We start from the raw sequence: 25,591 nt of genomic DNA on the forward strand, positions 1-25,591 counted from the left end.
CAATGAGGGCCTTGATTATCCTTGGAACCCGACCAGAAGCGATAAAAATGGCACCGCTGGTCGGTGTACTGAGGAACGAACCTGGGATCGAGACGAAAGTCTGCGTTACGGCACAGCATCGTCAGATGCTCGACTCGATGCTCGATTTTTTCGGCATTTGTCCCGACTACGATCTTGACGTCATGGCGCCGGATCAAACGCTGACCGGGATGACGAGCAGAGCGCTGGTTGGCCTCGACACCGTATTGAGCGAGGCCCGACCGGATCTGGTTTTGGTGCAAGGAGACACGTCGACCACGCTTGCCGCGGCTCTGTCCGCGCACTATCGACAGATCGAAGTCGGGCACGTCGAGGCCGGTCTTCGGACCGGTGACATGCTGGCTCCTTGGCCCGAGGAGGCAAATCGCAGGCTGACGAGCGTTCTGGCCAAATACCATTTCGCGCCGACATGCGGCGCTCGTGACAATCTGCTTCGGGAAGGCATTGCTGAATCGAATATCCACATCACCGGAAACACCGTTATCGATGCCCTCCTGGCTACTGCGGCAAGGATGCGTGACGACACGGCACGGCGCAGCGAGCTTGATTCGCGATTCGGCTTTCTCGATCCGAAGAAACGCTTGATTCTTGTCACCGGACATCGCCGGGAGAATTTGGCCGGTGGTCTCGACTCCGTGTGTCATGCGTTGCGGGAAATTGCTCAGCGTGGCGATGTGGAAATCGCCTTTCCGGTCCATCTCAATCCTCGGGTCCGACAATGTGTATATCGCCTTCTCGGCAACGTTCCGGGCGTATTTCTGATGGAGCCGCAGGATTATCTGCCCTTCGTTTACCTGATGGACAGAGCTGCGCTGCTGATTACGGATTCGGGCGGAATTCAGGAGGAGGCACCGGCCTTGGGCAAGCCGGTGCTTGTGACACGTGAGACCACGGAGCGTCCGGAAGCGGTGGCTGCCGGCACCGTGCGAATCGTCGGTACTGGCCAAGCGGCGATCGTCGCCGAGGCGAGCAGACTTCTCGACGATCCAATCGGATATGCCGCCATGGCCCGGGCGGCCAACCCTTATGGCGATGGCAATGCTGCCCAGCGCATCCGCGATATTTTGGTGAACGCATGCTGAATACGATTTCGATAATCGGCCTTGGCTACATAGGCCTGCCGACCGCTACGTTGTTTGCGTCGCGAAAGATGCGGGTTATTGGCGTCGATGTGTCTTCGCATGTCGTCGATACCATCAACCGGGGAAATATCCATATTGTCGAACCAGAACTCGATATTCTGGTTCACGCAGCCGTGGGTGCCGGCTATCTGCGCGCGACGACACGCGTCGAGCCTGCCGACGCGTTCATCATTGCCGTGCCGACGCCACTGACGGCGGACCGAAGGCCGGATTTGAGCTACATCGAGGCTGCGGCCAAATCGATTGCACCCGTGTTGGTCAAGGGCAACTTGGTCATTCTCGAATCGACATCGTCGGTCGGTGCGACCGAATTGCTGGCCAGCTGGCTGGCGGAAATCCGCCCGGATCTGACTTTTCCACAACAGGCCGGCGATGCATCCGATATTCGGATCGCTCACTGTCCCGAGCGCGTTCTACCTGGCCGTATCGTGCATGAGTTGGTCGTTAATGACCGTGTGATCGGAGGCATGACCACGAGCTGTTCCAAGGCGGCGATTGCGCTGTACAGCTTGGTGGTACAAGGCGACTGCATTGTCACGGATGTTCGCACTGCAGAAATGTGCAAGCTTGCTGAAAACAGTTTCCGTGACGTCAATATCGCCTTTGCGAATGAACTGTCGATGATATGCGACAAGCAAGGTATCGACGTTTGGGAACTGATCAAGCTGGCCAACCGGCATCCACGCGTCAATATTCTACAACCGGGGTGCGGTGTGGGGGGGCACTGCATTGCGGTCGATCCGTGGTTCATCGTGGACGGCGCACCGCAGGACGCGAAGCTCATTCGGGCGGCGCGCAGTGTCAACGATGCGAAGCCGGACTGGGTGATTCGCAAGGTCGGTGAGGCTGTCGAAGCGCTGGTCCGTTCGGGGGTCCCGGCCGAGGAAATCAGTGTTGCTTGCCTCGGCATTACGTACAAGGCGGATATTGACGACTTGCGCGAAAGCCCGGCCCTTGAAATTGCGCAGGCGCTTGCGAATTGCCACCGCGGAAAAATCGCGATCGTGGAACCCAACCTGCAAACGCTACCCGATGAGCTGGCGGTAGGAAGAGCGACATTGTCCACACTGGATGATGCGATGGCGGAGGCTCACATTCTCGTTCTGCTTGTCGATCATGCGGAGTTCAAAAGCCTGAAGCCCGAGCTTGGCGGCAGACAGGTGCTTGTCGACACGCGTGGTATCTGGCAAACACAAAGTAAATGACAATGGACCAGAAAATTCAGGCCGATCTCGAGTCTCGTCTCAACGAGATGGGAGAAGAAAACGAGTTGTTACTCCTGCAACTCCATCAGGTTCAGGAGGCGCTCGAGCGTCACCATTTGCTGAATGAAGCGTCTGCGACCGAACTTCCTGCCTTGCCGCAAGCCAGTGATGCGATCTGCAGGGGGTGGGTAGACGACGAACTGCCCGAAGCGTTGGCGGAGCGCCGTCGTTTGCTCACTTTGGTGGACGTTCAGCGGCAAGTCCATCAGACCGAGACGCGCAACGCATTGAATTCGAAGCTGGGGGACTTGTTGATCGAGGGTGCGGATTCCCCGGGCTCGATTGCGACGCTGCCCGGAAAGCTCTGGAAGATCTGGCGGTCATATAGTCGGCAGACGCCCCCTGGATCGCTCGGCGGAAAAGGATTCGACAAGGTCATCGTCGCGTACGGTGAGGGGAGTTTCGACGCGGTGGACAAACTCATGTCGCAGACGTCGAGTTCACCCGCCATGCAGGCCAATGGTTACACCGCGTTGGCGCGACATCTGATGAAGTGCGATCGCCCGCGTGCGGCCGAGGCCGCACGTCGCGCATATGCGTTGGATCCGAAACCTTACCGATTGAAATGGCTCGCATTCCGGCTTCATGAAGCGGGTGACGTCATCGAGGCGAGTGCGATGCTGGACGTACTGCCTTCCGATATTCAGCTTAGCGAGTCGGAAGGGCGGCAGGCCGCCCAGTTGCGCCATGAGGCGCGCCACGCGCTGCAGCGTGAGGCCAAGCAGAAGACCGGGTTTTCCGAGCGCCGTGCCGAGATCGAACGTCAGTTGAGCAGTCTGCTACAGGAAAGGGACGAGCAATCGAAGCAGCTCGGCGCACTTCGCGACGAAAACAAGACGCTCAAGCAGGCGAACGCCCGGCTTGAGCAGGACAAGCAGTCGTTGACGAATCTTCATGGAGAAATTGCTCGGCAAGTTCGCGAACGGGCGGGCGAGGTTGAGGCACTGAAGCAGATCAATGCTCGGCTCGAGCAGGAACAGTTGGTTCTCGCGCGCCGGTACGAAGAGGCCCTTACGCAAGCGCAAGAATACGTCCTGGAAATCAGGAGCCTAAAGCAAGCCAACGCAAGGTTCGGGCAACAGCAGGTGGCATTGACGTGGCAGCATCGGGAAGCGGCGAAGCAGGCTGCGGACCGTAGTCGTGCGGTCGAAGCGCTGAAGCAGGCGAAGTTGCAACTCAAGCAGCAGAAATCGGCACTGGAGATGCGGTGCGAACAAGTCACGAAACAGGCGACCGAGCAAACACGGAAAGTCGATGCGCTGGAGCGCGTCATGGCGCAGCTCAAGCAGGACAAAATCGTACTGGCCGATCTGCACGACGATGCGGTGAAGCGTGCGTCCGAGCGCAATCGCGAGATCGAAGCACTGAAGCGACTCAACGCACAGCTCGAGGAAGACAAGACGACTTTGGCCAGCTTGCATCAGACGGCCGAGAAACTGCTGGCTGAGCGCAGCAGCGACGTCGATGCATTAAAGCAGGTCAACACGCGATTGGAAGAGGACCACGCAGCCTTGATGGAGCGGCATGAAGATGTCGCAAAGCAAGTTGCGGAACGTGTTCAGGAAACCAACGCGTTAAAGAGCATCAACACCAAACTGGAGCAGGAAAGGCAGGTATTGGCGCAGCAGGGCGAAGAAGCGGCGCAGCGAATGGCCGAGCATAGCCGCGAGGTCGACACACTGAAGCAACGCAATGTGCAGCTCGAGCAGGACAAGGCGACGCTGATGGCGCAACGTGAAGAAGCTGCGAAGCAGATCGTCGAGCATACCCGCGAGATCGACTCGCTCAAGCAATTCACTTCGCAGCTGGAGCGGGACAAGGTGACGCTGGCGGAGCAGCGTGAAGATGCTGCGAATCAGCTGGCTGAGCGTAGCCAGGAAGTTGTAACGCTGCAAAATGCCAACGCTCGGCTGGAGCAGGAGAAGCTGGCGTTGGCGGGACAGCGAGAAGAAGCGTCGAAGCAGGCGACAGAGAAGAGCCGTGAGGTCGAGGCGCTGAAGCAGACGAATGCACTGCTGGAACGAGACAAGGCCGCACTTGCGACTCGACATCGGGAACTTGCGCAGCAGGCTGCCGAGCGGTGCGAGGAAGTCGAGGTGCTGAAGCAAGCAAGGGCGCAACTGGAGCAGAGCAAGCTCCTGCTGGCGAGCCAGTACGAAGAGGCCGCGAAGCAATCGGGAGAGCGCAGCCGAGAGGTTGAAACCCTGAAGCAGGCCAAGGCGCAATTGGAGCAGGATATGGCAGCGCTCACCGGCCGGTACGAACAGGCCGCCACGCAGATGGTCGAGCGCAGTCACGAAATCGAAGCCTTGAAGCAAGCCAGGGCACAGCTGGAGCAGGAGAAGTCAGTGCTCGCCGGCCAGCACAATGACTCTGCCAGACAGGCAACTGAACGCCTTGCGCGAGTCAACGTATTGGAACAGCTGATTCAAAGTCGCCAGGTGTACGAGGCGGAGCTGGCGGCGCGTCAGAAGATTGTGCAAGAGGAGATGGTTCGGGCCGAGGCTCAACTCGATCTGATCAAGGACATTCTGCTTCGAGAGTCCGGGTTATGAGAAAGAAGTCTGCGCCCATTCGCTATACGACGACGGTGAAGGAGTCCGCACAGCCTGTCACGGTAGTCGAGGTCGATTCTGTACATTCCGTTGTTCCTTACGACGAGAATCTGTTGGAGCGTGCGCGTACGCAATGGCAGTTCGGCGACTGGCACAGTCTCGCCCAACTCGGGCGCGGTGTCTTGCAGCACCATCCGGATCGAGCCAAGCTGGCCCTGCTCGCAGCGGCAGGTCGCCTGCAAACTGGGCAACTCGCCGAAGCCAAACAGTTCATTCGACTCGCCCAGGATTGGGGAATCAGCCAGAAGCTCCTTTGTCAGATTCTTGCAGCAGGCGTGCACAACAGCTTGGGGCGTGCTGCCGCCGTGGCCGGAAATTTGCCACGGGCGCTCACGCATTTCGAATCTTCCATTGCTGTCGGTACACCGGAGGCCGACAGAGCTCTGTTGACCAAGGCGCGCATCCACCAGCAGTGCAGCGAACTTGGCGTAGCGCCAGGTCATCTTGAAAGAGAGCTGGGGAGCATTGCGCGATCGGATCGAACTTCCTCGCAGTCCGCACGACGTTTTCACATCGTCAAGCTGGCCAAGTTCGATCTAGGTGATGCTTGGGCTGGGAATACGATCAATACGGTTATCTTTCGCCATCACGGTGTTCTGACTCATCAGGGAAAACAAATCACGGCTTTTTACGTCGATGCTCATACACTGCGTGTCGTACGCCGTGATCTGGAGACAGACGATCTCCAGACATTTGATTTGTGCGGTAAATACAATTTGGCGGACGCCCACAACAGTATCAGTCTGGGTGTCGATCGCGCTGACCATCTGCATATTTGTTACGACCACCACGCTACGCAGTTGCGATATCGCCGAAGCACGCGACCCCACGATATATCGAGTTGGACCGATGAACTGCCCATGACTGGGGCGGCGGAAACGAAGGTGACCTATCCGACTTTCATGCAGCCGCATCATGGCTTTCCGTTGACGCTGCTGTATCGCGATGGCGTGCACAACAACGGTACCGCACGTTTCAAGACCTATGACGAGGCATCTGCAGATTGGACAGATCATCCAACACCTGTTTTGAGCGGTAGCGAGTCAAAACCGTGGACCAGCAACGCCTATTGGAACCACCCGGCCATTGGTCGAAACGGCAGCCTTCACCTGAGCTTTGTCTGGCGCACACATACGCTGGGCGTGGAGGAGCGGGTCAACAACATCAATATCGGCTACGCCTGCTCGCTGGACAATGGAATCAGTTGGGTAACTTCCAAGGGGCGAGGCTACCAGCTTCCGATTACGCCGGTAAATGCCGAAACCGTGCATCCGGTGTCTCCGGGCAGCAACCTCATTAACCAATGCAGCATGGCGCTCGACAGCTGCAACCGTCCGCATATTGTTTTTTATGCCGATGATTCCAACGGCATCCCGCAGTATCAACATTTACGGTACGACGGCAAGCAATGGCATCACCAGATTGTGTCGCAACGCATTGAACCATTTGCGTTGAAGGGTGGTGGAACGCTTCAGATTCCGATCAGTCGACCGGAAATCGTTATTGATCGCCAGGACAATGCGTACATCATCACTCGGGGAGATCACAGCGACGGAAGAATGGTCGCGACTGTACTGGCCGCGCCCGAATACACCTGGCATCAAGACGACACTCGAGTTCTGTGGGATGAGGACCTCGGATTTGCGGAACCCGTAATCGACCGATTGCGGTGGGAGCAGGAAAACGTATTGAGTATGTTGTTGCAGTACAACGAGCAACCCAGTCATGACATCGGCTGGCGGCAGACGAATGGGCCCGTCACACTGCTGGACATCCAATTCAAATTTAAGAACTAAGACCAAGAAAATGAAAAATATGGATACGTCTCTCGCACTTGGCAACGCATCGATGCGGGCGGGAAACTTCGAAGACGCCATTCGCCAATACGCGAGGGTGTTGCTCACGGCTCCGGGGTTGGCCAAGCACATCTCGGCGAACTTCGTTCTGGCGCGGAGGAAGTACCTGAGAGAGCGCCAATGCATCAAAAGAAAGCGCGTAGGTGTGTGCGGTTGGGATCTCGGGCGTAATCCCGCCGGACGTGCGTACACGCTGGCCATGCTGTACGAAGATTTTGCGGACGTGGAAATCGTCGGCAGCGTTTTTCCGAAGGACGGGCGACAGATCTGGGAGCCTATTCGAGGAAGTCGAATCGAGAAGCACTGCTTCGTGGCGGACGACGAATCGCGCTATATCCATCAGGCAATCGAACTGGTTGCGGATCATCCTTTTGACATCGTGCATCTGTCCAAGCCCCGAGCCCCGAATATTTTCTTGGGGATTCTCTACAAGCTGATGTGGGGGGCCAAGGTCATCGTTGATGTCGACGACGACGAACTTGCCTTTTTCGGTGAAGACGCGTCGGTCGGCGTCGGTGAATTCATCGAGAAACACCATCAGCTGCCTGCTCTAGCGGACCTTGCGGGGAAGAATTGGACGCGTTTGGCCGTCGGGCTTGCCGAGTCTTTCGACGGCGTTACTGTGTCGAACACTGTTCTCAAGAAACGCTACGGTGGCCAGGTCATTCAGCATGCACGGAATGAACAGCTCTTTGATGCATCCCCGGAGTTCAAGCGAAAGTGCCGGGAAAAGCACGGTGTGCCGCAAAAGAAGAGGGTCGTACTGTTTTTCGGTACGCCGAGGACGCACAAGGGGTTGCTTGAAACCGCCGAGGCCATAGCAGCACTCAAGCGGGATGACGTGGTGTTCGTAATTGCCGGTGAATTTTCCGATGCGACACTCAAGGCGAGGTTGCAAGCGATCGACGGTGTCGAATACCTTTTCATCGCGAATCAACCCATCGAAAGTGCTCCGGAAATCGTCGCGCTAGGCGACGTCTGCGTTCTGCTGCAGGATGTGGGTTCGGCCGCTGCACAGCGTCAGATCCCGGCCAAGCTCTCTGACGCGTTGGCCATTGGCATGCCTGTTCTGGCAAGCGAGACCGAGGCGCTGGCCGATGTCTTCGCGCGAGGCGCGCTTCTGGCGGTCACACCGGAAACGTTGAGTGCCCGGCTAGGGCATGTATTGAACGATTCCGATACTGCTAACCGCTTGAGCGAGTCCGGACGCGCCTATTTTGAAAGCGAGCTTGGCCACGACACAAATGCGCTTCACCTGCGTCAGGCTGTCGAACAACACCGCAATCTACCCCTTTCGAAGGACTGCGAACTCTTCGTCAACAACCTGGACGCGAAGGTTCGCGAGACGCTGCAATACCTGTTGAACGCTGCCGGCACCGGCAATCCGGGATCCGAGGCAACGAATGACCGGAGAGGCGTAGGCGCGCGCCAACTCACGACCGGCGACGCCGCTGGATCGGTAAGCGATCGTCCGTGGGCGGACGCAGGACGCAGGGGCGTGCCTGGTCGAATTGCCGTTGTCGTCCACTATTTTTATCCAGAGATCTGGCCGGAAATTTGTGCGCGATTGGAGCGAATCGGTACCGCTTTCGATCTCTTTGTGACGGCGCCTGTCGAACTCGCTTCGAGCGCACACGAAAATATTCTTCGCAGTTTCCCGAACGCGCGTTTCGCCTTTGGTCCCAATGTCGGAATGGACATCCTCCCGTTTCTCTCGTTGATTCCTACGTTGATCAACGAGCGATACATGGCTGTGTGCAAGATACACACCAAGCGCGGCTATGACGAGTCTGCGGTCGTGTGGCGCAATGTGATGCTCGACAGTTTGCTGGGTTCCGACGTCACCTTTTCCTCCGTGGTTCGCGCATTCGAGGAGCATCCGGAGCTCTGCCTGGCAGGACCAGCGATGCTGTATCAGTCGGCACCCAGACTGATGTACGAGAACAGGGCGAATGTTTCACGCATCTTGAGGGAGAGCTACGGCAGGGACATTCCCGAGACCGACTGGGGATTTTTTGCGGGGACGATGTTTTGGGTTCGTCCTGAACTGCTCGAAAAAATTTGCAGGTATGCAACCTTTCATATCGCGGACCAACAGGCCGCGAATAAAAAGGACGGAAAGCTTGAACACGCGTTGGAGCGCGCATTCGGGCTTCTGCCGGTCATTTACGGTGGCAGTGTTGGCCTGCTGCACGGATCGAGCGACGGCGAAGGAAGTTGTGCGCTTCATTTGACGAACAATCCCGCATTCGTCGGCAAGGCCGACGTAGGTGCCGTTCTCGCGCATCGAGCTGGTCTTGCGCGATATGTGGGCGCGATCCGGAAGGCGGGGATCTTCGACGAAGCGCTTTACCGATTCCAGTATTCCCAAGAACTGCCGATGAATGTCGATGCGTTGACGCACTACATTCTGATCGGCTGCTTCAGCGGAAAGCGCCCGGTCAAGTCGTTCAGTCCAACGCAATATCTGTCCCAGAATCAGGATGTCAGGCGGCACAGGGTCGAGCCGTTGTTCCATTACCTGACCAGCGGTGCGCGGGAGGGCAGGTTACTGTTCAGCGAGCCGGAGAAGGAGCCGCAGTTCCGGTTCGAAGTACTGAACCGGACGCTGATCAATTGGGATAGGCTCGCCGCGGAAGCTCGAAAGCCTCGCACGCTCGACGTGTCTATCGTGATTCCGGTGTATGGTCAGCCCGAGCTCACGGTGAAATGCGTGCAGTCGATACTGAGGGTGGATTCCCCGCTGTCCTGGGAAGTCATTCTCGTTGACAATGGCAGCGACCCGGTTACGGCGGCGCAAGTTGAAAAGCTCAAGAGCGGTACGCGTGTCAAAGTCGTGCGGAATTGGGAGAACCTGAATTTTGCTCTCGGCTGCAACATCGGCTTTACGCACGCAAGCGGGAGGTCGATCGTATTTCTGAACAACGATACGACGGTCACGGACGGATGGCTGGAAAAACTGATACAGCCTCTTGCGGATGCAAAGGTCATGGCCGTTCAACCCAAGCTCTTGTTCCCGGACGGAACGCTGCAATGTGGCGGGGTGGTATTTTCACGATGGAGTGCCCTCGGCTATCCGATATACGCGGAATTTCCGGGGGATGCCGAGTGCGTCAACAAGAGTCGGCGGTTCCAGGCCATTACGGCTGCCTGTATCGCGCTGCGCAGCGAGGATTTTGCGGAAATCCGCGGATTCGATCCTGTATTCATCAACGGGCAAGAGGACGTCGATCTGTGCCTCAGGCTCAGAGAGCGCTTTCATGGATATTGTTGGTACGCGGCGGGCGCCACGGTGATTCACTATGAAGGCAAGACGCCCGGGCGTGGAAAACATATCGCGCACAATCGAGCGAAATTTATTGCGCGGTGGTCGGAAAAGCACCTTCCCGACGATTTCTCCTACTACGCGGAGGATGGGTACGTCGTGAAGGAGTGGCGCGTCGATTCGGAAAAAAATCTGGAGAGGGGCATTGCGGTCTATCGTCCTGCGGTCGCTCCCGCCGAGACAGGCGCCGCTCTCGATCCGAGGCAAACCGTGTCCTGGCCTATTGTGGATGTGTCGGGTGACGCTGTAGTGCCTACGCGAGATACGTCCGTCGCGGGCAAGCAGTCGATCCGGCAGGGTGCGCCGTGGCTGCTCCTGTGCGCACACGCGGCCGGAACGCAGTTGTTCGGAGGTGAGCGAAGCTTCCTGGACATGCTCGTCGCGTTGAACGGCTGCGGTTTCAACGTCGTTGCCACCTTCCCGGGTTTTGGCAACGAGGAGTATCTGGCAGAGGTTCTACAGTACGTCCATGTGCTCTATGTTTTCGAGTATCACCACTGGCAAAAAGAAGTACCGATGTCGAGATCTGCCGTGGAACGATTCTCCGCCATCGTTAAAAGGCATTCGATCGACGCTGTATACGTCAACACGATCGTTATCCGGGAGCCGTTGGTGGCTGCTCGGGAATGTGGCGTGCCCAGCGTCGTTCACGTGCGGGAGATGATTTCGAGCGACGAGCATCTTTCGAAGGCGATCGGGATGTCGCCCGAGGACATCGTGCGCCACCTGTATGCAAGTGTCGACTATGTCGTGGCTAACTCGAGAACGACTGCTGAGGCATTGGGACATCCGGATCGCACATTCGTAGCACCCAACGTGATCGATCTGACGTGCCTCGACGTGCCCAACTGCATTTATCCGAATGAGATCACATTCGCCCTGATCAGCAGCAATATCCCTAAAAAGGGAGTCTACGATCTCGTCAATGTGGCGCGAATTTGCGAGCGGATCGCCCCGGCGGCGAGGTTCTGGTTGGTTGGTCCCGAACGAAAGGAAATAAGCGAGCTCATGGCGTTGCAGGAGAGCGACAGGATTCCGAGAAATGTGGTTTTTGCCGGTTACAAGCAAACGCCTCGTGAGGCGCTTGCGAATGTCAATGTGGTCCTCAACCTGTCGTTGTTTGCAGAATCTTTCGGACGAACGGTAGCCGAAGCGCTATCGGCAGGACGCCCGGTCATTGCATACGATTGGGGTGCGCTGGGCGAACTCGTCCAATCCGGGAGGACAGGATTCCTGGTTCCATATCGGGACGTCGCTCAGGTTGCACAGAAGGTTCGGGAGTTCTGTGCGAACCCGGCGTTGATAGATACCTTCGGTGAGGCGGGGCGGCAATTTGTGCTCGAGAAATACACGCCTGCAACACTTCAGCGCAACCTCGGCAAGGCGTTCTCGAAAATTCTCAAACGAGATCCGATCGTGGATGAAGTATCGCGGGTCGCGGAGCAGGCCAATCAGATGCTCAAGCTCGCGACGGAAAAATATGGGCGTTTTCCGTCGGATGCAGTTAATCGGGATGTGACGGTCATCGTTCCTGTATATAACGCACTGAACGAGTCGATAGCGTGCATTGAAAGCGTTATCGCAAATTCGGATCCGCAACACACGCGTTTGCTCGTCATCGACGATGGAAGCCCGGATCAGCATGTATTTCCCGCGCTCTCGAAGTTCGATGACGTCGGCAATGTGACCGTCGTTCGTAATGAGCGAAACATTGGCTATACAAAAACAGTCAACAGAGGGTTGAAGCTTGCAGGTACGGATGACGTCGTTCTGTTGAACAGCGATACCGTGGTAACGCCGAATTGGCTGCTTGGACTGAGGATCGCAGCGTATGGGCCCGACTCGGTCGGCACCGTGACTGCCATGAGTGACAATGCTGGCGCATTTTCGTTTCCTGTCCCAGGCCGAGCGAATCCGAAACCAGAGAGCATGTCATATGACGAATATGCTTCCGTGGTCCTGTCGGGAAGTACTTCCAAAGATCCGATCGAACTTCCGACCGGCAATGGGTTCTGTATGTACATTAAGCGGGAGCTTGTCGACAAAATTGGCGCATTCGACGAGGAAGCGTTCCCGCGCGGCTATGGAGAGGAAAATGATTTCTGCATGCGTGGACTGAAGGCAGGCTATAAGAATCTTCTGTCTCCGTGGTCGTTCGTATTCCACGTGCGAACTGCCAGCTTCAAGGGGGAGAAGGCCAAGCTGGTTGCCGAAGGCAATGCCGCACTCGAAAAATTGCATCCTGATTATCCGGGACGAGTCCGGGAGGCGTTCTCGTCTTCGGCAATCAAAGATCTGCATAGTGCTGTTGAAGCGGCGGTTCGCGCACACGATTTGCGAGCTGTGGAACTTGCTCGAATATAGGAACTGCAAGAATCGGTAAAGCCAAGTCACAGGGGCGGTGAGTGGCATTCTTGCGAAATTCGTGGCGACAGTTTGAAGAGTCCTTGAACGATGAGAAAAGTGTTTTTGCTCGAAAGAGGAGGTGAGATGCCAAGATATTTGATCGGATGTCTTGCTGTTGTAGCGGCGATGACTTTTTCCACCTCGTCGTTTGCAGACAGCGACATCGATTCCTGCAAGTCTCTGCAGACGGAACTGCCGATCGATCAGGTTTGGGGGAGCGCGCACGTCGAGTTCGCCTCCCTCGAAAGCAAGAAATTTGTCTACGTTGCCTACTACGACGCTGATCGCTGGCTCACGGTTGCGCAAATCAATAAATGCACCGGTGAGAAGGAGAAAATCAGGGTTCCGTCTCGCTTCGAGGGGTGGGATGAGCACAACTATATTTCCCTCGTCTTGGACGACAAGAATCGGCTGCATGTATCGGGGAATATGCATGTATCTCCGTTGATTTACGCCCGGACAGACGGCCCGGATCGACTGGCTGGACTCGATACACTGCGGCCGATGACCGGAGCGGACGAGACTCGAACAACCTATCCGTATTTTTTTCGCTTCGCTGATGGCGCGCTCGGATACTCGTACCGATCTGGACGGAGCGGGAACGGAATTGAATTGATCAACCGGCTGGAAGGTTCGCGATGGGTTCGTTGGACCGACCAGCCGATCTTCGCTCCGAACTCGGAAAAGAGCACGGTCAACGCGTACCATTCGGATTACCAGTTAGGGCCGGACGGCTTCTTCCACGTAGCCTGGGTATGGCGAGAGACCTATAGAGTCGAAACCAACTTTAACGTCAGTTATGCGAAGAGTGCCGATCTGCGCACCTGGAGGAACAGCCGAGGAGACGTTGTACCGTTGCCTATCACGCCGGCCACTGCTGAAGTTGTGGACGCCATTCCGAAGGGTAGCGGACTGATCAACAATGTCCGGATCGGGTTCGATGCGACGGGTCACCCCGTCATCTCATACCTGAAATTCGATTCGACCGGTGCTACGCAGTTGTTCCACGCCAGACGGGAGAACAACGGATGGAAGTCGGTACCGGCGACCCAATGGACATATCGGTGGGACCCGAGAGGCGGCGGGACGATTCCGAGTGAGATCAATTTCTCGGGCGTGAAGATGAGAAACGGGCGCTTGATCGAACAGGTTCATCAACGGGATATCGGTACGAAGACGTTTGTGTACGATGGCGATTCGCTCAAGGTTCGACAGATGCTTGGTGCAAGCGTCTGGGCGCCGACGATTGCCGTCAAGGATCGTCAGGCTCCGAAGGGGGCCGAGCTGAATGTTCGTCCCGTGGCCATTGGAGATTCGGCACCTGATAGCGCCGACGCCAATTATGCGATTTCTTGGTTTAGCTTGCCTGCGGACAATAGAGACCGTCCCAGGGACTGCAAATCGGCGGTGCCGTGTAATTTCGTCTCCGATCTGGTGTTGAAATCGATCCGGACATCACGCGACGCCTCGAATTAGCAAGTGAAGCAGCCATGGATTGTGAAGGTTGTGGATCATGTCGCGGGAGGCGGGCGCATTGCCACATATCGGGAGACCGCCGCTTCGAAGTCGAATATGTCGATGTGGTCGGTCTGATCCTGTTGGCACGGGAGACAGGATTTGAATGTGCGGCATTCGAACACGATGTCGGGCACCGCTGAATTTGAACAGATTTCCTGCGGACGACAGCCTGTTGGGCTCGGTCGTTGCGGGTCGTCTGCAATGGAATGAAGTTGCTTTTCCTGGCACGGACCGCCTACGGGCGCATTTGTCTTGGCTGGAAGGATGGCAGCGGATTTCTTTATCTGTCTGAGAGAAGTTTGCATGAAAATCGCTATCGCCGGCACAGGCTACGTCGGCCTGTCCAACGCCGTCCTGCTGTCGCAGCACAATGAAGTCGTGGCTCTCGACATCGTCCCCGAGAAGGTGGCGATGCTCAACCGCAAGGAGTCGCCGATCGAGGATGCCGAGATCGAGGACTACCTGCGCCACAAGAGCCTGAACTTCCGCGCGACGCTGGACAAGGAAGACGCATACGCCGGCGCTGACTACGTGGTGATCGCCACGCCGACCGACTACGATCCGGAAACGAACTACTTCAACACCCGCTCGATCGAGGTCGTCATCCGCGACGTGATGGCGATCAACCCTCGGGCGGTGATGGTGATCAAGTCGACCATTCCGGTCGGCTACACCGAGCGTACGCGCGCGGCACTCGGCACCGACAACCTGATCTTCTCTCCCGAATTCCTTCGTGAAGGCCGGGCGCTGTACGACAACCTGCATCCTTCGCGGATCGTGATCGGCGAACGTTCCGAGCGAGCCGAAGCGTTTGCCGGCCTGCTGAAGCAGGGGGCGATCAAGCAGAATATTCCGACGCTGTTCACGGGCAGCACGGAAGCCGAGGCGATCAAGCTCTTCGCGAATACGTACCTGGCGATGCGCGTGGCCTATTTCAACGAACTGGACACCTACGCCGCGCAGCACGGTCTCGACACGCACCAGATCGTCGACGGCGTATGTCTCGATCCACGCATCGGCGCGCACTACAACAACCCGAGCTTCGGCTACGGCGGCTACTGTCTGCCGAAGGATACGAAGCAACTGCTGGCCAATTATCGCGACGTACCGCAGAGCCTGATTCGCGCGATCGTCGAGTCGAACAGCACGCGCAAGGACTTCATCGCCGAGAGCATTCTCAAGCGCAAACCGAAGGTCGTCGGCATTTACCGCCTCGTGATGAAGGCCGGGTCCGACAATTTTCGCGCGTCCAGCATCCAGGGCGTCATGAAGCGCATCAAGGCAAAGGGCGTCGAGGTCATCGTCTACGAGCCGGCGTTGCACGAATCGACGTTCTTCAACTCGTCGGTCATCCACGACCTCGCTGAATTCAAGCGCTCCGCCGACGTGATCGTTGCAAATCGCCAGACCGATGATCTGTCCGACGTCGCAGGCAAGGTCTACACGCGCGACCTGTTCGGCGGGGACGCATGATCGGCCCGGAGTCCGGTCACCCGGCGCGCGCGGCCTGCGCGTTGCCGCGCATCCTGTTCTTCAACGTGAACGGCTCGGGCATGGGCCATCTGAACCGTTGCCTCGCGTACGCGCGTCGCCTGCGTGGCCGCGCGCGCCCGTTCTTCTTTTCGCTGGCGTCGGCGATCGAGATCATCGAGGAGATGGGATTCGAAGCGGACTATTTCGTTTCGCATTACTGGTCGTCGAGCTCGACGTTCGGCTGGAACAGCGAACTGGCCGTGCGGCTGGGCATGATGCTGGAGCGGGTTCGCCCGGATGCGGTCGTATTCGACGGAACGTGGCCGTTCAAGGGTCTGCTGACGGCATGCGAAATGTACGGATCGCCTGTCCTCGTTTGGTCCAATCGCGGGCTGCTCAAGGCTGATACCAAGACGGTGCCAGTGGACGAAGCGTTGTTCGATCTCGTGATCCAGCCCGGTGAACTGGGTGCGACCGAAGCACGCGCATCCTTGCCGAATGGCGGCACGCGGCTCACGGTGCCACCGGTTTGCCTGCTGGAAGACGACGAGTTGCTCGACCGCGCGGCGGCGAGAACAGCGCTCGGCCTGCCGCGGACCGGCCGCTTCGTCCTCTTTTCGCTCGGCCCGGGCAACCTGAAGGACGTCGCCGGCATCGGGCACGGACTGATCGCCGCGTTCGAGGCGGCCGGGTTCCAGGTGGTCTGGGCAAGGGCGCCCATCTCGGTGCGCGACGTCGAATTGCCGGCCGGCGTGCTGCCGATTTCGGTCTATCCGTTGGCGCGCTATCTGCGCGCGTTCGATGCGTTTGTCGGCGCCGCGGGCTACAACACCTGCTGTGAACTGGTGCAGTCGGGTGTTCCCGCGCTGTTGGTACCCAACGCGCAACTGGTGGACGATCAGGCTCGTCGCGCGCGGATGGTCGCCGACGTGATGCCTGCCATCGTTTCGGCTTGCGAGACCGAACAGGAACGCAAGGCCGCCGTCGGCACGCTGCTGGGCATGTTGCCCGAGGCGGCGCCGGCGCGGTGCGCGGTACCGATGACCGGCGCGTCGCTTGCGGCGGACGAGATCATCGCCAGGATTGCTGACAAGAGGCAAACGCATTGAGCATCATCGACCAAACCCGGGCCTTGAGGCACGAATTGCGCGCGCTTGCGGCGAAGCCCGACTGGACGTTGCTGACGCGCCATGATTTGCTCGCCGGGAAACCGCTGGCCACACTGAAGGAGCGTGCGTGGCGTGGTGTCAAGCGTGGGCTGTCCACGTTGGGCGTGATTGCGCCGCACGTGACCCAATATCCGTGGCAGCCGACGCTGAAGCACGCGCCGTTTTCGGCCGAAGCGAACACGCTGCTGATCTGGGCGCCGGGTACGGAGCGCGATGCACTGCGCCGTGCGTGCGAAGATTTTTCAGCACGGCTGAAAGGTGACGATACGCTGGCGCCGGTACTGGTGACCGATGTGGCCGATTTCGCCTTCTATTCACGGCTGGGCTGGCTGGTGGAATACCTGCCAGAATTGAGCGGCGACGATCGTTCGTATCGCGAAAGAAAGCGCGCCTATCTCGCGTGGCGTTATCGCGATGCGCGGATCGTGCCGCCGGCCGCGGCGCAGGTCAGCGACGCCGACTGGAAGGCATTGGTGGAAGTGAACTGAACATGATGGATAGAAATCGCTATGCCATGTTGACGGTGGATACCGAGGCGCTGCCCAAGCGCGCCACGGACGATCACGTCAAACGGTTGATGTGGGGTGTGCACGAGAAGGGGCGGGCGGGGGTTGCCGAAATGGCCTCCATCGGCGACGAGTTCGGTGTCAAGCACGTGTTCTTCGTGGACCAGTGCGGCGCGTACGCGTACCTCGACGAGACGAAGGAGGTCGTGCGCCGGCTGGATGCCGCAGGGCAGGATGTTCAGCTGCATACGCATCCGGAATACCTGCCGGACGCGTTCTGGGCCGAGCACGGCCTTGCGCGGCGGCCGCAATACATGAATCAATACACCGACGATGCACGTGCGGAGTTCGTGATTCGCCACTTCGGCGAGCTGATTTCGGCGGAAACGGGCAAGCCGGTGCTGGCGCACCGTGCCGGTTCGTTTCGCTGGAACGCGTCGACGATCCGGGCGCTGAAGTCCACGGGCGTACAACTGTCGTTCAACAATTCCCTGTGCGCGGTCCACGCCGGGCAGTGCAACTACAGCGAGCCCACGAATCTGCCGTTCCAGTGGTCGAACGGCGTGATCGAAGTGCCGATGACGGAAAAGAAGATCCTGCCGAAGGTCGGCAAGGAAGAATGGTGGGCACGCCTGACTTACCCCGAATCGCCGTATTTCCGGTTTCGTCCGTGGTGGGGCAAGTTGCTGCTCGACGCGTTCAGCGGGAGTCCGACGTTCTCGATTTTCCTGCTCCATTCGTGGTCACTGCTGTATTGGGACGAGAACGGGCATGCGACCTATCGGGACGACCAGCGTGTCGAAGGCTACCGGAAACTCCTGTCGCGTCTGACGAAGGACTACGACGTGATCACGACGTCGGAATTCCTGGACCTGCAGACCCGCGGCAAGATCCGGACCACGCATACGACCGATCTCGCCCGTGCCGAACTGAAGGCGGCCGGGGCAGCGAAAGCATGAGCACGATGCTTGATTCGTTGCAGACGGCGTTGACCGAGCCGCTGCTCGCGATGAGCCGTCGGCTGACGGCGCATGTGCTCGAGCGCAAGTTGAAGCAGCGTTCTCGAGGCGTGTCGTTCGTCGGCGATCCGGACACCATGCTGTACGTGGCGGCGAGCGCATTGCCGTATCACACGAGCGGCTATACGACGCGCACGCACGAAGTCGTGCGCGCATTGGCAGCGGCGGGAGGCCGCGTGCACCCGCTGACGCGGCCCGGCTATCCGGGCGATCGTTTGGATCGCCTGACCGATGTCGCCGGAAGCGAGACGCAGGTGAGCGAGGTCCGGTATCTGCATGCGAGCGCGCCGTTCAACAACCGGCCGGTGCTGATGTACGCGTTACAGGCGGCGCCTGTCATCGCGCGCGTGGCCTTGCAGTGTCGCGCGTCGGTGATCCATGCGGCGTCGAATCACGTGAACGCGCTGCCCGCCCTGCTGGCGGCACGGCAACTGGGCATTCCGTTCCAGTACGAGATGCGCGGGTTGTGGGAGTTGACGCGCATCTCGCGCATGCCGGAATACGAAGGACGTCAGGGCTTCGCGCAGGGGCTGCAGCTCGAGGGGCTGGTGGCCCGGCACGCGGACAAGTTGTTCGTGATCTCGGCGCAACTGGGGCGGTTCGCGCGCGACCGCTGGGGGATTGCCGGCGAGCGGATGCATCTGCTGCCGAATTGCGTGGACCCCGAGCGGTTTACGCCGTCGGCACCCGAGGAGATCGATGCCGACACGATCGGATACGCGGGCTCGCTGATCGGCTATGAAGGGCTCGATACGTTGATCGATGCGGTCGCCCGGTTGTGCGGACGAGGGCGCGCGGTGCGGATCGAGATCGTCGGAGAAGGCGAGGCACGGCCGGCGCTGGAGGCGCAGGTGCAGCGCCTCGGATTGTCGGCGCGGATTCGTTTTCTGGGCCGGACCTCACCCGAGCAGGCGCGCAGGACGCTCGGTCGGTGCGCATTGGTGTGCATCCCACGCAAGCCGTTCAAGGTCTGCGAGATCGTGCCGCCGATCAAGCTCGTGGAAGCGCTCGCGATGGGCAAGCCGGTGATCGTGCCGGATCTGCCGGTATTTCGCGACGAAATGGGGCCGAGCCCGGCCGGCTGGTTTTTCAAGGCCGGCGATGCGGTCGACTTGGCACGGGTGATCGATGTGGCGCTGTCCGACCGCGATACGCTCGCGGCGTTCCGGGGGCAGGCGAGAGAATACGCTACCACGCAGCGCCGCTGGCGCGAATTTGTCATGAATGCACTGCCAATGTCGCAGGGTGAGGGGCTAAATGGTCGGCAGGGTCATTAGAAAACTGGGTTCGTTGGTCTACGACTATCCGACGGTTGCGGAGGATGTTGAGCAGGCCGGACGCTTCGGGCACCTGAAGATTGCGCTCGTCACCGATTACTTCACCGCAGACTGCCTGTCGGCGGAATGTCGCGTGCGCACCATGACGCCGGCCAACTACGCGGACGTGATCGGCAACTGGAAGCCCGATCTCGTGCTCGTGGAGTCGGCGTTTCACGGCGTGGACGGGAGCTGGCGCTACGAGCTGGCGCGACAGACGCCGCCGATGCGGCTGGGCAAGCCGACGGCGATCTTTCGTCTGGTCGACTTCGCGAGGCATGCGGGCGTTCCAACCGTATTCTGGAACAAGGATGACGGCGCATTCTTCGACACGTTCATCGACGTGGCGAAGGCGTTCGACTACGTGTTCACGACCGATGAGGAGTGTCTGGACCAATATCGGCAGCAGGTGCCCGCGCACGTGCCGGTGAACACGCTGGTGATGCCGTATCAACCGGCGTCGCATAATTTTTCGGGCTTCAATTTCGTTCGCAACGAGGCGTGCTTCACGGGGAGCTACTACCGGCGCATCCTGAACGAGCGCCGCCGCTTTCTCGACATGGTGTTCGACACCTGCGAGCAGAGCAATCTGCAGCTCAACGTATTCGATCGCAATCACGATCGCCTGTCGCGCTTCTTCGAGTTTCGCTATCCGAAGAGGAATGGGCTGCGCGTGCACGGCAAGGTGCCGCATCGGGAAACCGCACATGTGTACAAGTCCCATGCAATCTCGATCAACGTGAATTCGGTGACGGGCTCCGAGACGATGTTCTCGCGACGCCTGCTCGAGATCCTCGCGTGCGGCGGTATCGCAGTGACCAATGCCAGCCGTGCGGTCGACCGGTATTTCCGCGAGTTCTGTCACGTGATCGATACGCATGACCAGGCGCGGGAGCTGTTTTCGCGGCTTCGGCATGGCCCGTCGCAGGATGATCTGGACCGAGCAGAGGCAGGTGCGCGCTACGTACGGCAGAACCATACGTGGGCGCACCGGCTGGAAGAAATCTGCGCCATCGTGAAGATCTGAGGAGAAGCCGTCACGATGCTCGCGCTGCTTTCCTACGCCGCCCAGTTGGTGTTCCTGCTGGTGGTGCTCTATTTTGCGCTGTACGTGCTCCTCGAATTGCGCGTGCTGCGGATTTCCCGCAAGGTCGAACGGCGCAAGCTGACCGAGCTGGCGCAGCCCGCCCGGATCTCCGAAGACGGGTTTCACCCCCGGGTCAGCGTACTGCTGCCGATCTGCAACGAGTCCGAGGTGGTCGAGCGGCTGATCGACGCGGCCTGCCGCCTGACCTATCCGTCCAACGAGATCGAGATCCTGGTGCTCGACGATTCGTCGGACGCGACGACGAAGCTCGCGTGGGCGAAAGTCGAGCGCTACGCCGCCGACGGAATCAACATCCGGCTCATCAAGCGTCAGTCGCGAACAGGCTACAAGGCCGGCAACCTCGTCAACGGCATCCAGCAATCGTCCGGCGAATTCTTTGCGATCTTCGATGCGGACTTCGTACCGCCCGCGGACTTCCTGCTGAAGACCATCCCGTGCTTCACCGATCCGAAGCTCGGCTTCCTGCAGACCGGCATCGGCTACGAGAATCGCGACGCGTCGTTCCTGACACGCTTCCAGGCCATGGAGATGGGGCACCAGCAGTATGTGACGGTGGGGCTGAGCGAGGACGGCGACATGGCGTCGCTGAGCGGCAGCTCGTGTGTCTGGCGCAAGGAGTGCGTCGATGCGCTGGGCGGCTGGAATGCGTCGACGGTCACTGAAGACGTGGACCTGGGCTATCGCGCGCAGTTCGGCGAATGGAAATACGCGTACATGCGAGAAGTCGTTTCCATGTCGGTGCTGCCGGAGACCATCAGCGCGTTTCGGATTCAGCGGGAGCGCTGGGGGCGTGGTCTGATCCACAGCGGGTTCAAGCATGTCGGACAGATGTTGTCGCAAAGCATGCCGCTGATGAAGCGGATGCACGCGATCTCGGTGATGTTCTCGTCCGTGCTGCTGGCTTCGATCTACGTGCTGATCCTGCTCAGCATGCCGTTGACCTGCCTGGTGCATTTCGACGGCGTGGGGATTCATCTTGGCGCATTCGCCTTTTTCGTTCTGGTCGCGATCTGGGCGCTTGCGAATGCGTTCGGTTCCCGCAAGGGCGCGAGATTCGATGACAAGCCGAGTGTTCTGAAAGCGGTATGGGATACCTACCTTTATATCGCGATGTTTTTACCGATGGCCTGGTATTACTTCGCGGGGGGCGTGCGTGCGGTTTTCGGCGTGTATAGCGGTTTTCACCGCACGCCAAAAGGCAAGAAGGCCTATCGTTCGACGATGCCGCGCATCAATGCAGTTCTGCTCGCCGGCGAAATCGTGACGTTTGCCTATTCACTCACCACGGTTCTGCTGGCGATTCAGAAAAAGAACTATGTTCTGATTCCGCTCAACGTAACGGTTTGCGTCGGCTTCGGCATGGTTCTCTATTGGTCGTGGCAAGAGCATCGTACCCGTGTGCAATCGTGATTTCAGCGTGAGCGAAGTTCAATCGATGCGAGTGATGGCCACGGATTACCGATTCGTTGTGGACGCCCTCTTTCTCGCATTTCGGCGTGTAAAGCGAATGTCAGTATCGAAAGAAGCGTGGATGTTTGCACGAAGAGGGAGCGCGCGATAACCAACGATGTTGTCCGACGATGCTGCGGGCGCCGGTAGCTGACCTGCCGGGCCCGCGCGAGAGGATCGGTGTAGCGCATTTCACTTTTACCGATGGCGCGGCCGCACGGCTTCGCTCGTTTCGCCGTCCGGAGCCGATCTGGAGTAGGGCCTGACGTTTTCCATACATAGTTCGGCGAATCAAGCGAATCGAAGGATCATCAAGATTTGCAAAGAACATTCGAGGAATTCTGTCCGCCCCAATTGGACGGGGCAGAATGCCACCAGACAGTCTCTCATCGAACCCGCTACGTCGGAGATTCATGTCCGCCAAGTAATCGGGAAACTTTAACAACGGCTTGCAGGATTGCTCGCATGCAGTCGGCCGAGCGGTGACGCCAGCATCGGCAATCTGTGCGATGGATACGTCGTGCGAATGGGCGGGTGCCGGACGGCCAGTGTAATGATTCGGCAGTTTTTTCCGATGTTTGCACTTCTGGACCGGCGTGCCCCGGTACCGGACGATTGCAAACGATGCAAGTTTCGTTTTCTGCGTGGTCCCGACCGGCGAGAGCATATCTCGTGTAAGCGGTCGTAACATGCAAGGTATTACTCGAGTATTAATATTGATGTATGATCGCGTCGGCGCGTTGTAAGCTTGTGGCCAACAACCTTTCGCACCGCGCAAATTTCCATGCGGTGGCGTTTCGCTGCATGGTCCGCACATTTTTTCGCAACCCTGATTCGGGCGGTCGCACGTCGTTACGTCGCTGTGCGATACCAATGCGTCGCATGTTGCGGCCGTAGTTAAATCATACGAAATAATCAAACGTAGTAAATCGACAATGTTGTCCGCTGCTTGATCGCAATATCAGGCAGCGCTTGGCGCTTGAAGATCGATAACCACACATCGCTGAAAAACAAAGTCTGTTTAAAACGATGGAAAACAGCAATATTCGCAACCGGGGAGGGCAGGTGAGCGCAAGCGGGCCACGAGCAATCGTGATAACCGGCAGCAGTGCCGGGCTTGGACGCGCGCTGGCATTGAATTATGCCGCGCCCGATACCACGCTGGGGTTGATCGGCAGAAATTCAGCGCGGCTGGAATCCGTCGCCGCGGAGTGTCGTGCGCGCGGCGCCCGCGTCGTGATCGGCTGCATGGACGTGCGCGATTCGACCGCCGTCCAGGACTGGATGCTCGATTTCGATACGCGGTATCCAATCGAATTGATGATCGCGAATGCGGGCGTGGCCAGCACGCTGCAGTCCGCGGACGACTGGGAGCACATGGCGCGTACCGCCGACGTCGTCGATACCAACCTGTACGGCGCGTTGCATGCGGTGCTGCCGGCCATCGACCGGATGCGCATGCGCCGGCGCGGGCAGATCGCGGTCGTCAGTTCGCTCGCCGCATTGCGGGGCATGGCCATCTCGCCCGCCTACTGCGCGAGCAAGGCTGCGCTGGTCGCCTACTGCGATTCCGTGCGCCCGATCCTCGCGCGGGAGGGAATCGGCCTGTCGGTCGTGATGCCTGGGTTCGTCCGCACGGCGATGAGTGACGTCTTCCCGGGCAGCAAACCGTTCATGTGGAGCGCGGACAAGGCTGCCGGGTACATCAAGAAGCGCCTCGCGCGCCGCCGCGTGGAAATTGCCTTTCCGTTCACTCTTGCCTTCGGCATCAAGTTGCTGCGCCTGCTGCCGGCCGCGCTGGCAGATGCAATTCTCGGCCGTCTGTCCTATCTTCCGCGCGGGAAGGCGTGACGTGCTGCACGGATTCGCGTTCGCGGCTGTCGCAGCCGCACTCTCGTTTCTCGTAGAGGCCATCGCGTATCCGCGCGCGTCGCTCGCCCGTTCGCCGGCGGCGATCACACTGCATGTCTGCGCGTTCGCGATCGTGGCGGGCGCGACTTTCGTCGTGACGGCACGGCCGCTTTTCTCGGTATCCGTCGCCCTGGTGCTGATCGCGTTGCTGGTCGTCATCAGCAACGCAAAATACGAAACTCTGCGCGAACCCTTCGTATTTACGGACCTGAGCCTGTTCAGCCAGGTTTTCGCCCATCCGCGTCTTTATCTGCCGTTTCTGAGTGCCGGCAAGGTGCTCGCCATCGTAGCCGCCGTGGCGGTCGCGACGGGCGGGTTTCTGATCGAACAACCGTCCGGCATGCCGGCGCGTGGCGTCGCTGCGCTGATCGCGCTTGCTTGCGTGCCATTCTGTATCGCGCTGTCGTGTCGCATGTCGCTGACGCTCGACCCGATTGCGGATCAGCGTCGGACGGGTTTCTTCGCGGCATTCGTCGCTTACCTCGTCAACGGGTTGCGGCATGCGGAGCGCAATGCGTTCTTTCGCACGGTCGACGCCGGGCCCTTCTCCGGCGGCCGTCCGGACAGCACGCCGGACGTGATCGTCATCCAGAGCGAATCCTATTTCGACGCGCGTCGTCTCGGCGCGTGCGTGTCGTCGGGGCCGTATGCGAATTTCGATCGTGCCCGCCGCGAGGCATTTGCGCAGGGCAGCCTGGACGTTCCCGCCTGGGGCGCCAATACGATGCGCAGCGAATTCGCGATGCTGACGGGATTGCCGTCTGCCGTGCTCGGCTATTCGCGCTTTTACCCGTACATGTATGTGCGCCGCGCATGTGCGTCGCTGGCGGGCTGGTTCAAGCGGGGCGGATATCGCACGCTCGCGATTCATCCGTATCACGCCGATTTCTTCGGGCGCAACCGGGCATTCCGGTTCATGCATTTCGACCGCTTTCTGGATATTCGCGATTTCGGCGGTGCGGCCCGGATCGGGCCGTATATCGGGGATGACCCGGTGGCCGATGCGATCATTGCGACCCTCCAGGAGCACGGCGACGGGCCGCTGTTCGCGTTTGCGATCACGATGGAAAACCACGGCCCGCTGCATCTGGAATCGGTCGGGCCGGGTGAATCCGAATCGCGGCACACGCTCGGCGACGACGCACGCTGGCGCGACCTGACCGCTTATCTGCGACACGTCGAGAATGCCGACGGCATGATCGGCAAGCTGACTGATTATCTCCGCAAGCGGGAGCGGCCGACCGTGCTGTGCTTTTACGGCGATCACGTTCCTGCCCTGACTTCGGTGTTCGACGCGCTCGAAACCGAACCGACCAATAGCGACTACTTTATTTGGCGCAACTTCGCGAACGATTTCGGCGAGCACCGAAACGTTCGCGTCGAGAGTCTCGGTGCTGCGATACAGCGCGCGATGGTGCACGTCGATTGCACTCGCGCCGCGTCGCCGACCGGGATGCTGCAGACGCCGGCATGA

15 protein-coding genes are annotated in these 25,591 nt (G+C 59.1%); all 15 read left to right on the forward strand.

Annotation, left to right across the window (positions count from 1 at the left end):
* The first annotated feature begins 2 nt into the window (after window positions 1-2).
* The 15 genes from wecB (at window position 3) to WI26_RS03415 (ending at window position 25,591) form a co-directional block, all read left to right on the forward strand.
* Window positions 3-1,121 (forward strand): non-hydrolyzing UDP-N-acetylglucosamine 2-epimerase, encoded by a 1,119-nt coding sequence (wecB, locus tag WI26_RS03340; RefSeq protein ID WP_069225173.1) that lies wholly within the window; start codon window positions 3-5, stop codon window positions 1,119-1,121.
* Window positions 1,115-2,386 carry a UDP-N-acetyl-D-mannosamine dehydrogenase gene (wecC, locus tag WI26_RS03345; RefSeq protein WP_069225174.1) on the forward strand — a complete coding sequence of 424 codons (1,272 nt, stop codon included), beginning with the start codon at window positions 1,115-1,117 and terminating at the stop codon, window positions 2,384-2,386. The genes wecB and wecC overlap by 7 nt, the downstream gene beginning before the upstream one ends.
* A 2-nt stretch (window positions 2,387-2,388) precedes the next feature.
* On the forward strand, window positions 2,389-5,001 hold the full coding sequence (locus tag WI26_RS03350; RefSeq protein WP_069225175.1) for a hypothetical protein: 2,613 nt from the start codon (window positions 2,389-2,391) through the stop codon (window positions 4,999-5,001).
* On the forward strand, window positions 4,998-6,857 hold the full coding sequence (locus WI26_RS30775) for a BNR repeat-containing protein (protein WP_081334215.1): 1,860 nt from the start codon (window positions 4,998-5,000) through the stop codon (window positions 6,855-6,857). Before WI26_RS03350 ends, WI26_RS30775 begins: the two co-directional genes overlap by 4 nt.
* Window positions 6,858-6,876: 19 nt before the next feature.
* Entirely contained in the window at window positions 6,877-12,606 is a 5,730-nt protein-coding gene (locus tag WI26_RS30780) for a glycosyltransferase (protein WP_167359229.1), read from the forward strand.
* A gap of 126 nt (window positions 12,607-12,732) precedes the next feature.
* Window positions 12,733-14,124 (forward strand): BNR repeat-containing protein, encoded by a 1,392-nt coding sequence (locus WI26_RS03370; RefSeq protein ID WP_167359230.1) that lies wholly within the window; start codon window positions 12,733-12,735, stop codon window positions 14,122-14,124.
* A 345-nt stretch (window positions 14,125-14,469) separates the two neighbouring features.
* Window positions 14,470-15,639 (forward strand): nucleotide sugar dehydrogenase, encoded by a 1,170-nt coding sequence (locus WI26_RS03375; protein ID WP_069225179.1) that lies wholly within the window; start codon window positions 14,470-14,472, stop codon window positions 15,637-15,639.
* A complete protein-coding gene (locus tag WI26_RS03380; RefSeq protein WP_069225180.1) occupies window positions 15,636-16,748 on the forward strand; it encodes a glycosyltransferase in 1,113 nt (370 codons plus the stop codon). The genes WI26_RS03375 and WI26_RS03380 overlap by 4 nt, the downstream gene beginning before the upstream one ends.
* Window positions 16,745-17,296: a hypothetical protein gene (locus WI26_RS03385; RefSeq protein WP_155768731.1), complete on the forward strand. Its 552-nt coding sequence runs from the start codon at window positions 16,745-16,747 to the stop codon at window positions 17,294-17,296. The genes WI26_RS03380 and WI26_RS03385 overlap by 4 nt, the downstream gene beginning before the upstream one ends.
* Window positions 17,297-17,298: 2 nt before the next feature.
* Window positions 17,299-18,273, forward strand: a complete 975-nt coding sequence (locus tag WI26_RS03390; protein WP_069225182.1) for a polysaccharide deacetylase family protein — start codon at window positions 17,299-17,301, stop codon at window positions 18,271-18,273.
* 236 nt (window positions 18,274-18,509) lie between these two features.
* Window positions 18,510-19,610, forward strand: a complete 1,101-nt coding sequence (locus tag WI26_RS03395; protein ID WP_236849291.1) for a glycosyltransferase — start codon at window positions 18,510-18,512, stop codon at window positions 19,608-19,610.
* The gene (locus WI26_RS03400; RefSeq protein ID WP_069225184.1) at window positions 19,591-20,676 is read left to right on the forward strand and encodes a CgeB family protein; all 1,086 of its coding nucleotides are present in this window, start codon (window positions 19,591-19,593) and stop codon (window positions 20,674-20,676) included. The genes WI26_RS03395 and WI26_RS03400 overlap by 20 nt, the downstream gene beginning before the upstream one ends.
* Window positions 20,677-20,691: 15 nt before the next feature.
* A complete protein-coding gene (locus WI26_RS03405; protein WP_069225185.1) occupies window positions 20,692-22,167 on the forward strand; it encodes a glycosyltransferase in 1,476 nt (491 codons plus the stop codon).
* Between the two features lie 1,068 nt (window positions 22,168-23,235).
* A complete protein-coding gene (locus WI26_RS03410) occupies window positions 23,236-24,057 on the forward strand; it encodes an SDR family NAD(P)-dependent oxidoreductase (protein WP_420480779.1) in 822 nt (273 codons plus the stop codon).
* Window positions 24,011-25,591, forward strand: coding sequence for an LTA synthase family protein (locus WI26_RS03415; RefSeq protein ID WP_081334219.1), 1,581 nt, complete (start codon window positions 24,011-24,013; stop codon window positions 25,589-25,591). Before WI26_RS03410 ends, WI26_RS03415 begins: the two co-directional genes overlap by 47 nt.

The organism is Burkholderia diffusa (assembly GCF_001718315.1).
Taxonomy (GTDB): Bacteria; Pseudomonadota; Gammaproteobacteria; order Burkholderiales; family Burkholderiaceae; genus Burkholderia; species Burkholderia diffusa_B.

Coding starts and splice junctions, on each gene's coding strand:
- WI26_RS03415 (WP_081334219.1), top strand. CDS start 24,011: ATGCAATTCTCGGCCGTCTGTCCTATCTTCCGCGCGGGAAGGCGTGAC.
- WI26_RS03350 (WP_069225175.1), top strand. CDS start 2,389: ATGGACCAGAAAATTCAGGCCGATCTCGAGTCTCGTCTCAACGAGATG.
- wecC (WP_069225174.1), top strand. CDS start 1,115: ATGCTGAATACGATTTCGATAATCGGCCTTGGCTACATAGGCCTGCCG.
- WI26_RS03370 (WP_167359230.1), top strand. CDS start 12,733: ATGCCAAGATATTTGATCGGATGTCTTGCTGTTGTAGCGGCGATGACT.
- WI26_RS30775 (WP_081334215.1), top strand. CDS start 4,998: ATGAGAAAGAAGTCTGCGCCCATTCGCTATACGACGACGGTGAAGGAG.
- WI26_RS03390 (WP_069225182.1), top strand. CDS start 17,299: ATGATGGATAGAAATCGCTATGCCATGTTGACGGTGGATACCGAGGCG.
- WI26_RS03410 (WP_420480779.1), top strand. CDS start 23,236: ATGGAAAACAGCAATATTCGCAACCGGGGAGGGCAGGTGAGCGCAAGC.
- WI26_RS30780 (WP_167359229.1), top strand. CDS start 6,877: ATGGATACGTCTCTCGCACTTGGCAACGCATCGATGCGGGCGGGAAAC.
- wecB (WP_069225173.1), top strand. CDS start 3: ATGAGGGCCTTGATTATCCTTGGAACCCGACCAGAAGCGATAAAAATG.
- WI26_RS03405 (WP_069225185.1), top strand. CDS start 20,692: ATGCTCGCGCTGCTTTCCTACGCCGCCCAGTTGGTGTTCCTGCTGGTG.
- WI26_RS03380 (WP_069225180.1), top strand. CDS start 15,636: ATGATCGGCCCGGAGTCCGGTCACCCGGCGCGCGCGGCCTGCGCGTTG.
- WI26_RS03400 (WP_069225184.1), top strand. CDS start 19,591: ATGGTCGGCAGGGTCATTAGAAAACTGGGTTCGTTGGTCTACGACTAT.
- WI26_RS03375 (WP_069225179.1), top strand. CDS start 14,470: ATGAAAATCGCTATCGCCGGCACAGGCTACGTCGGCCTGTCCAACGCC.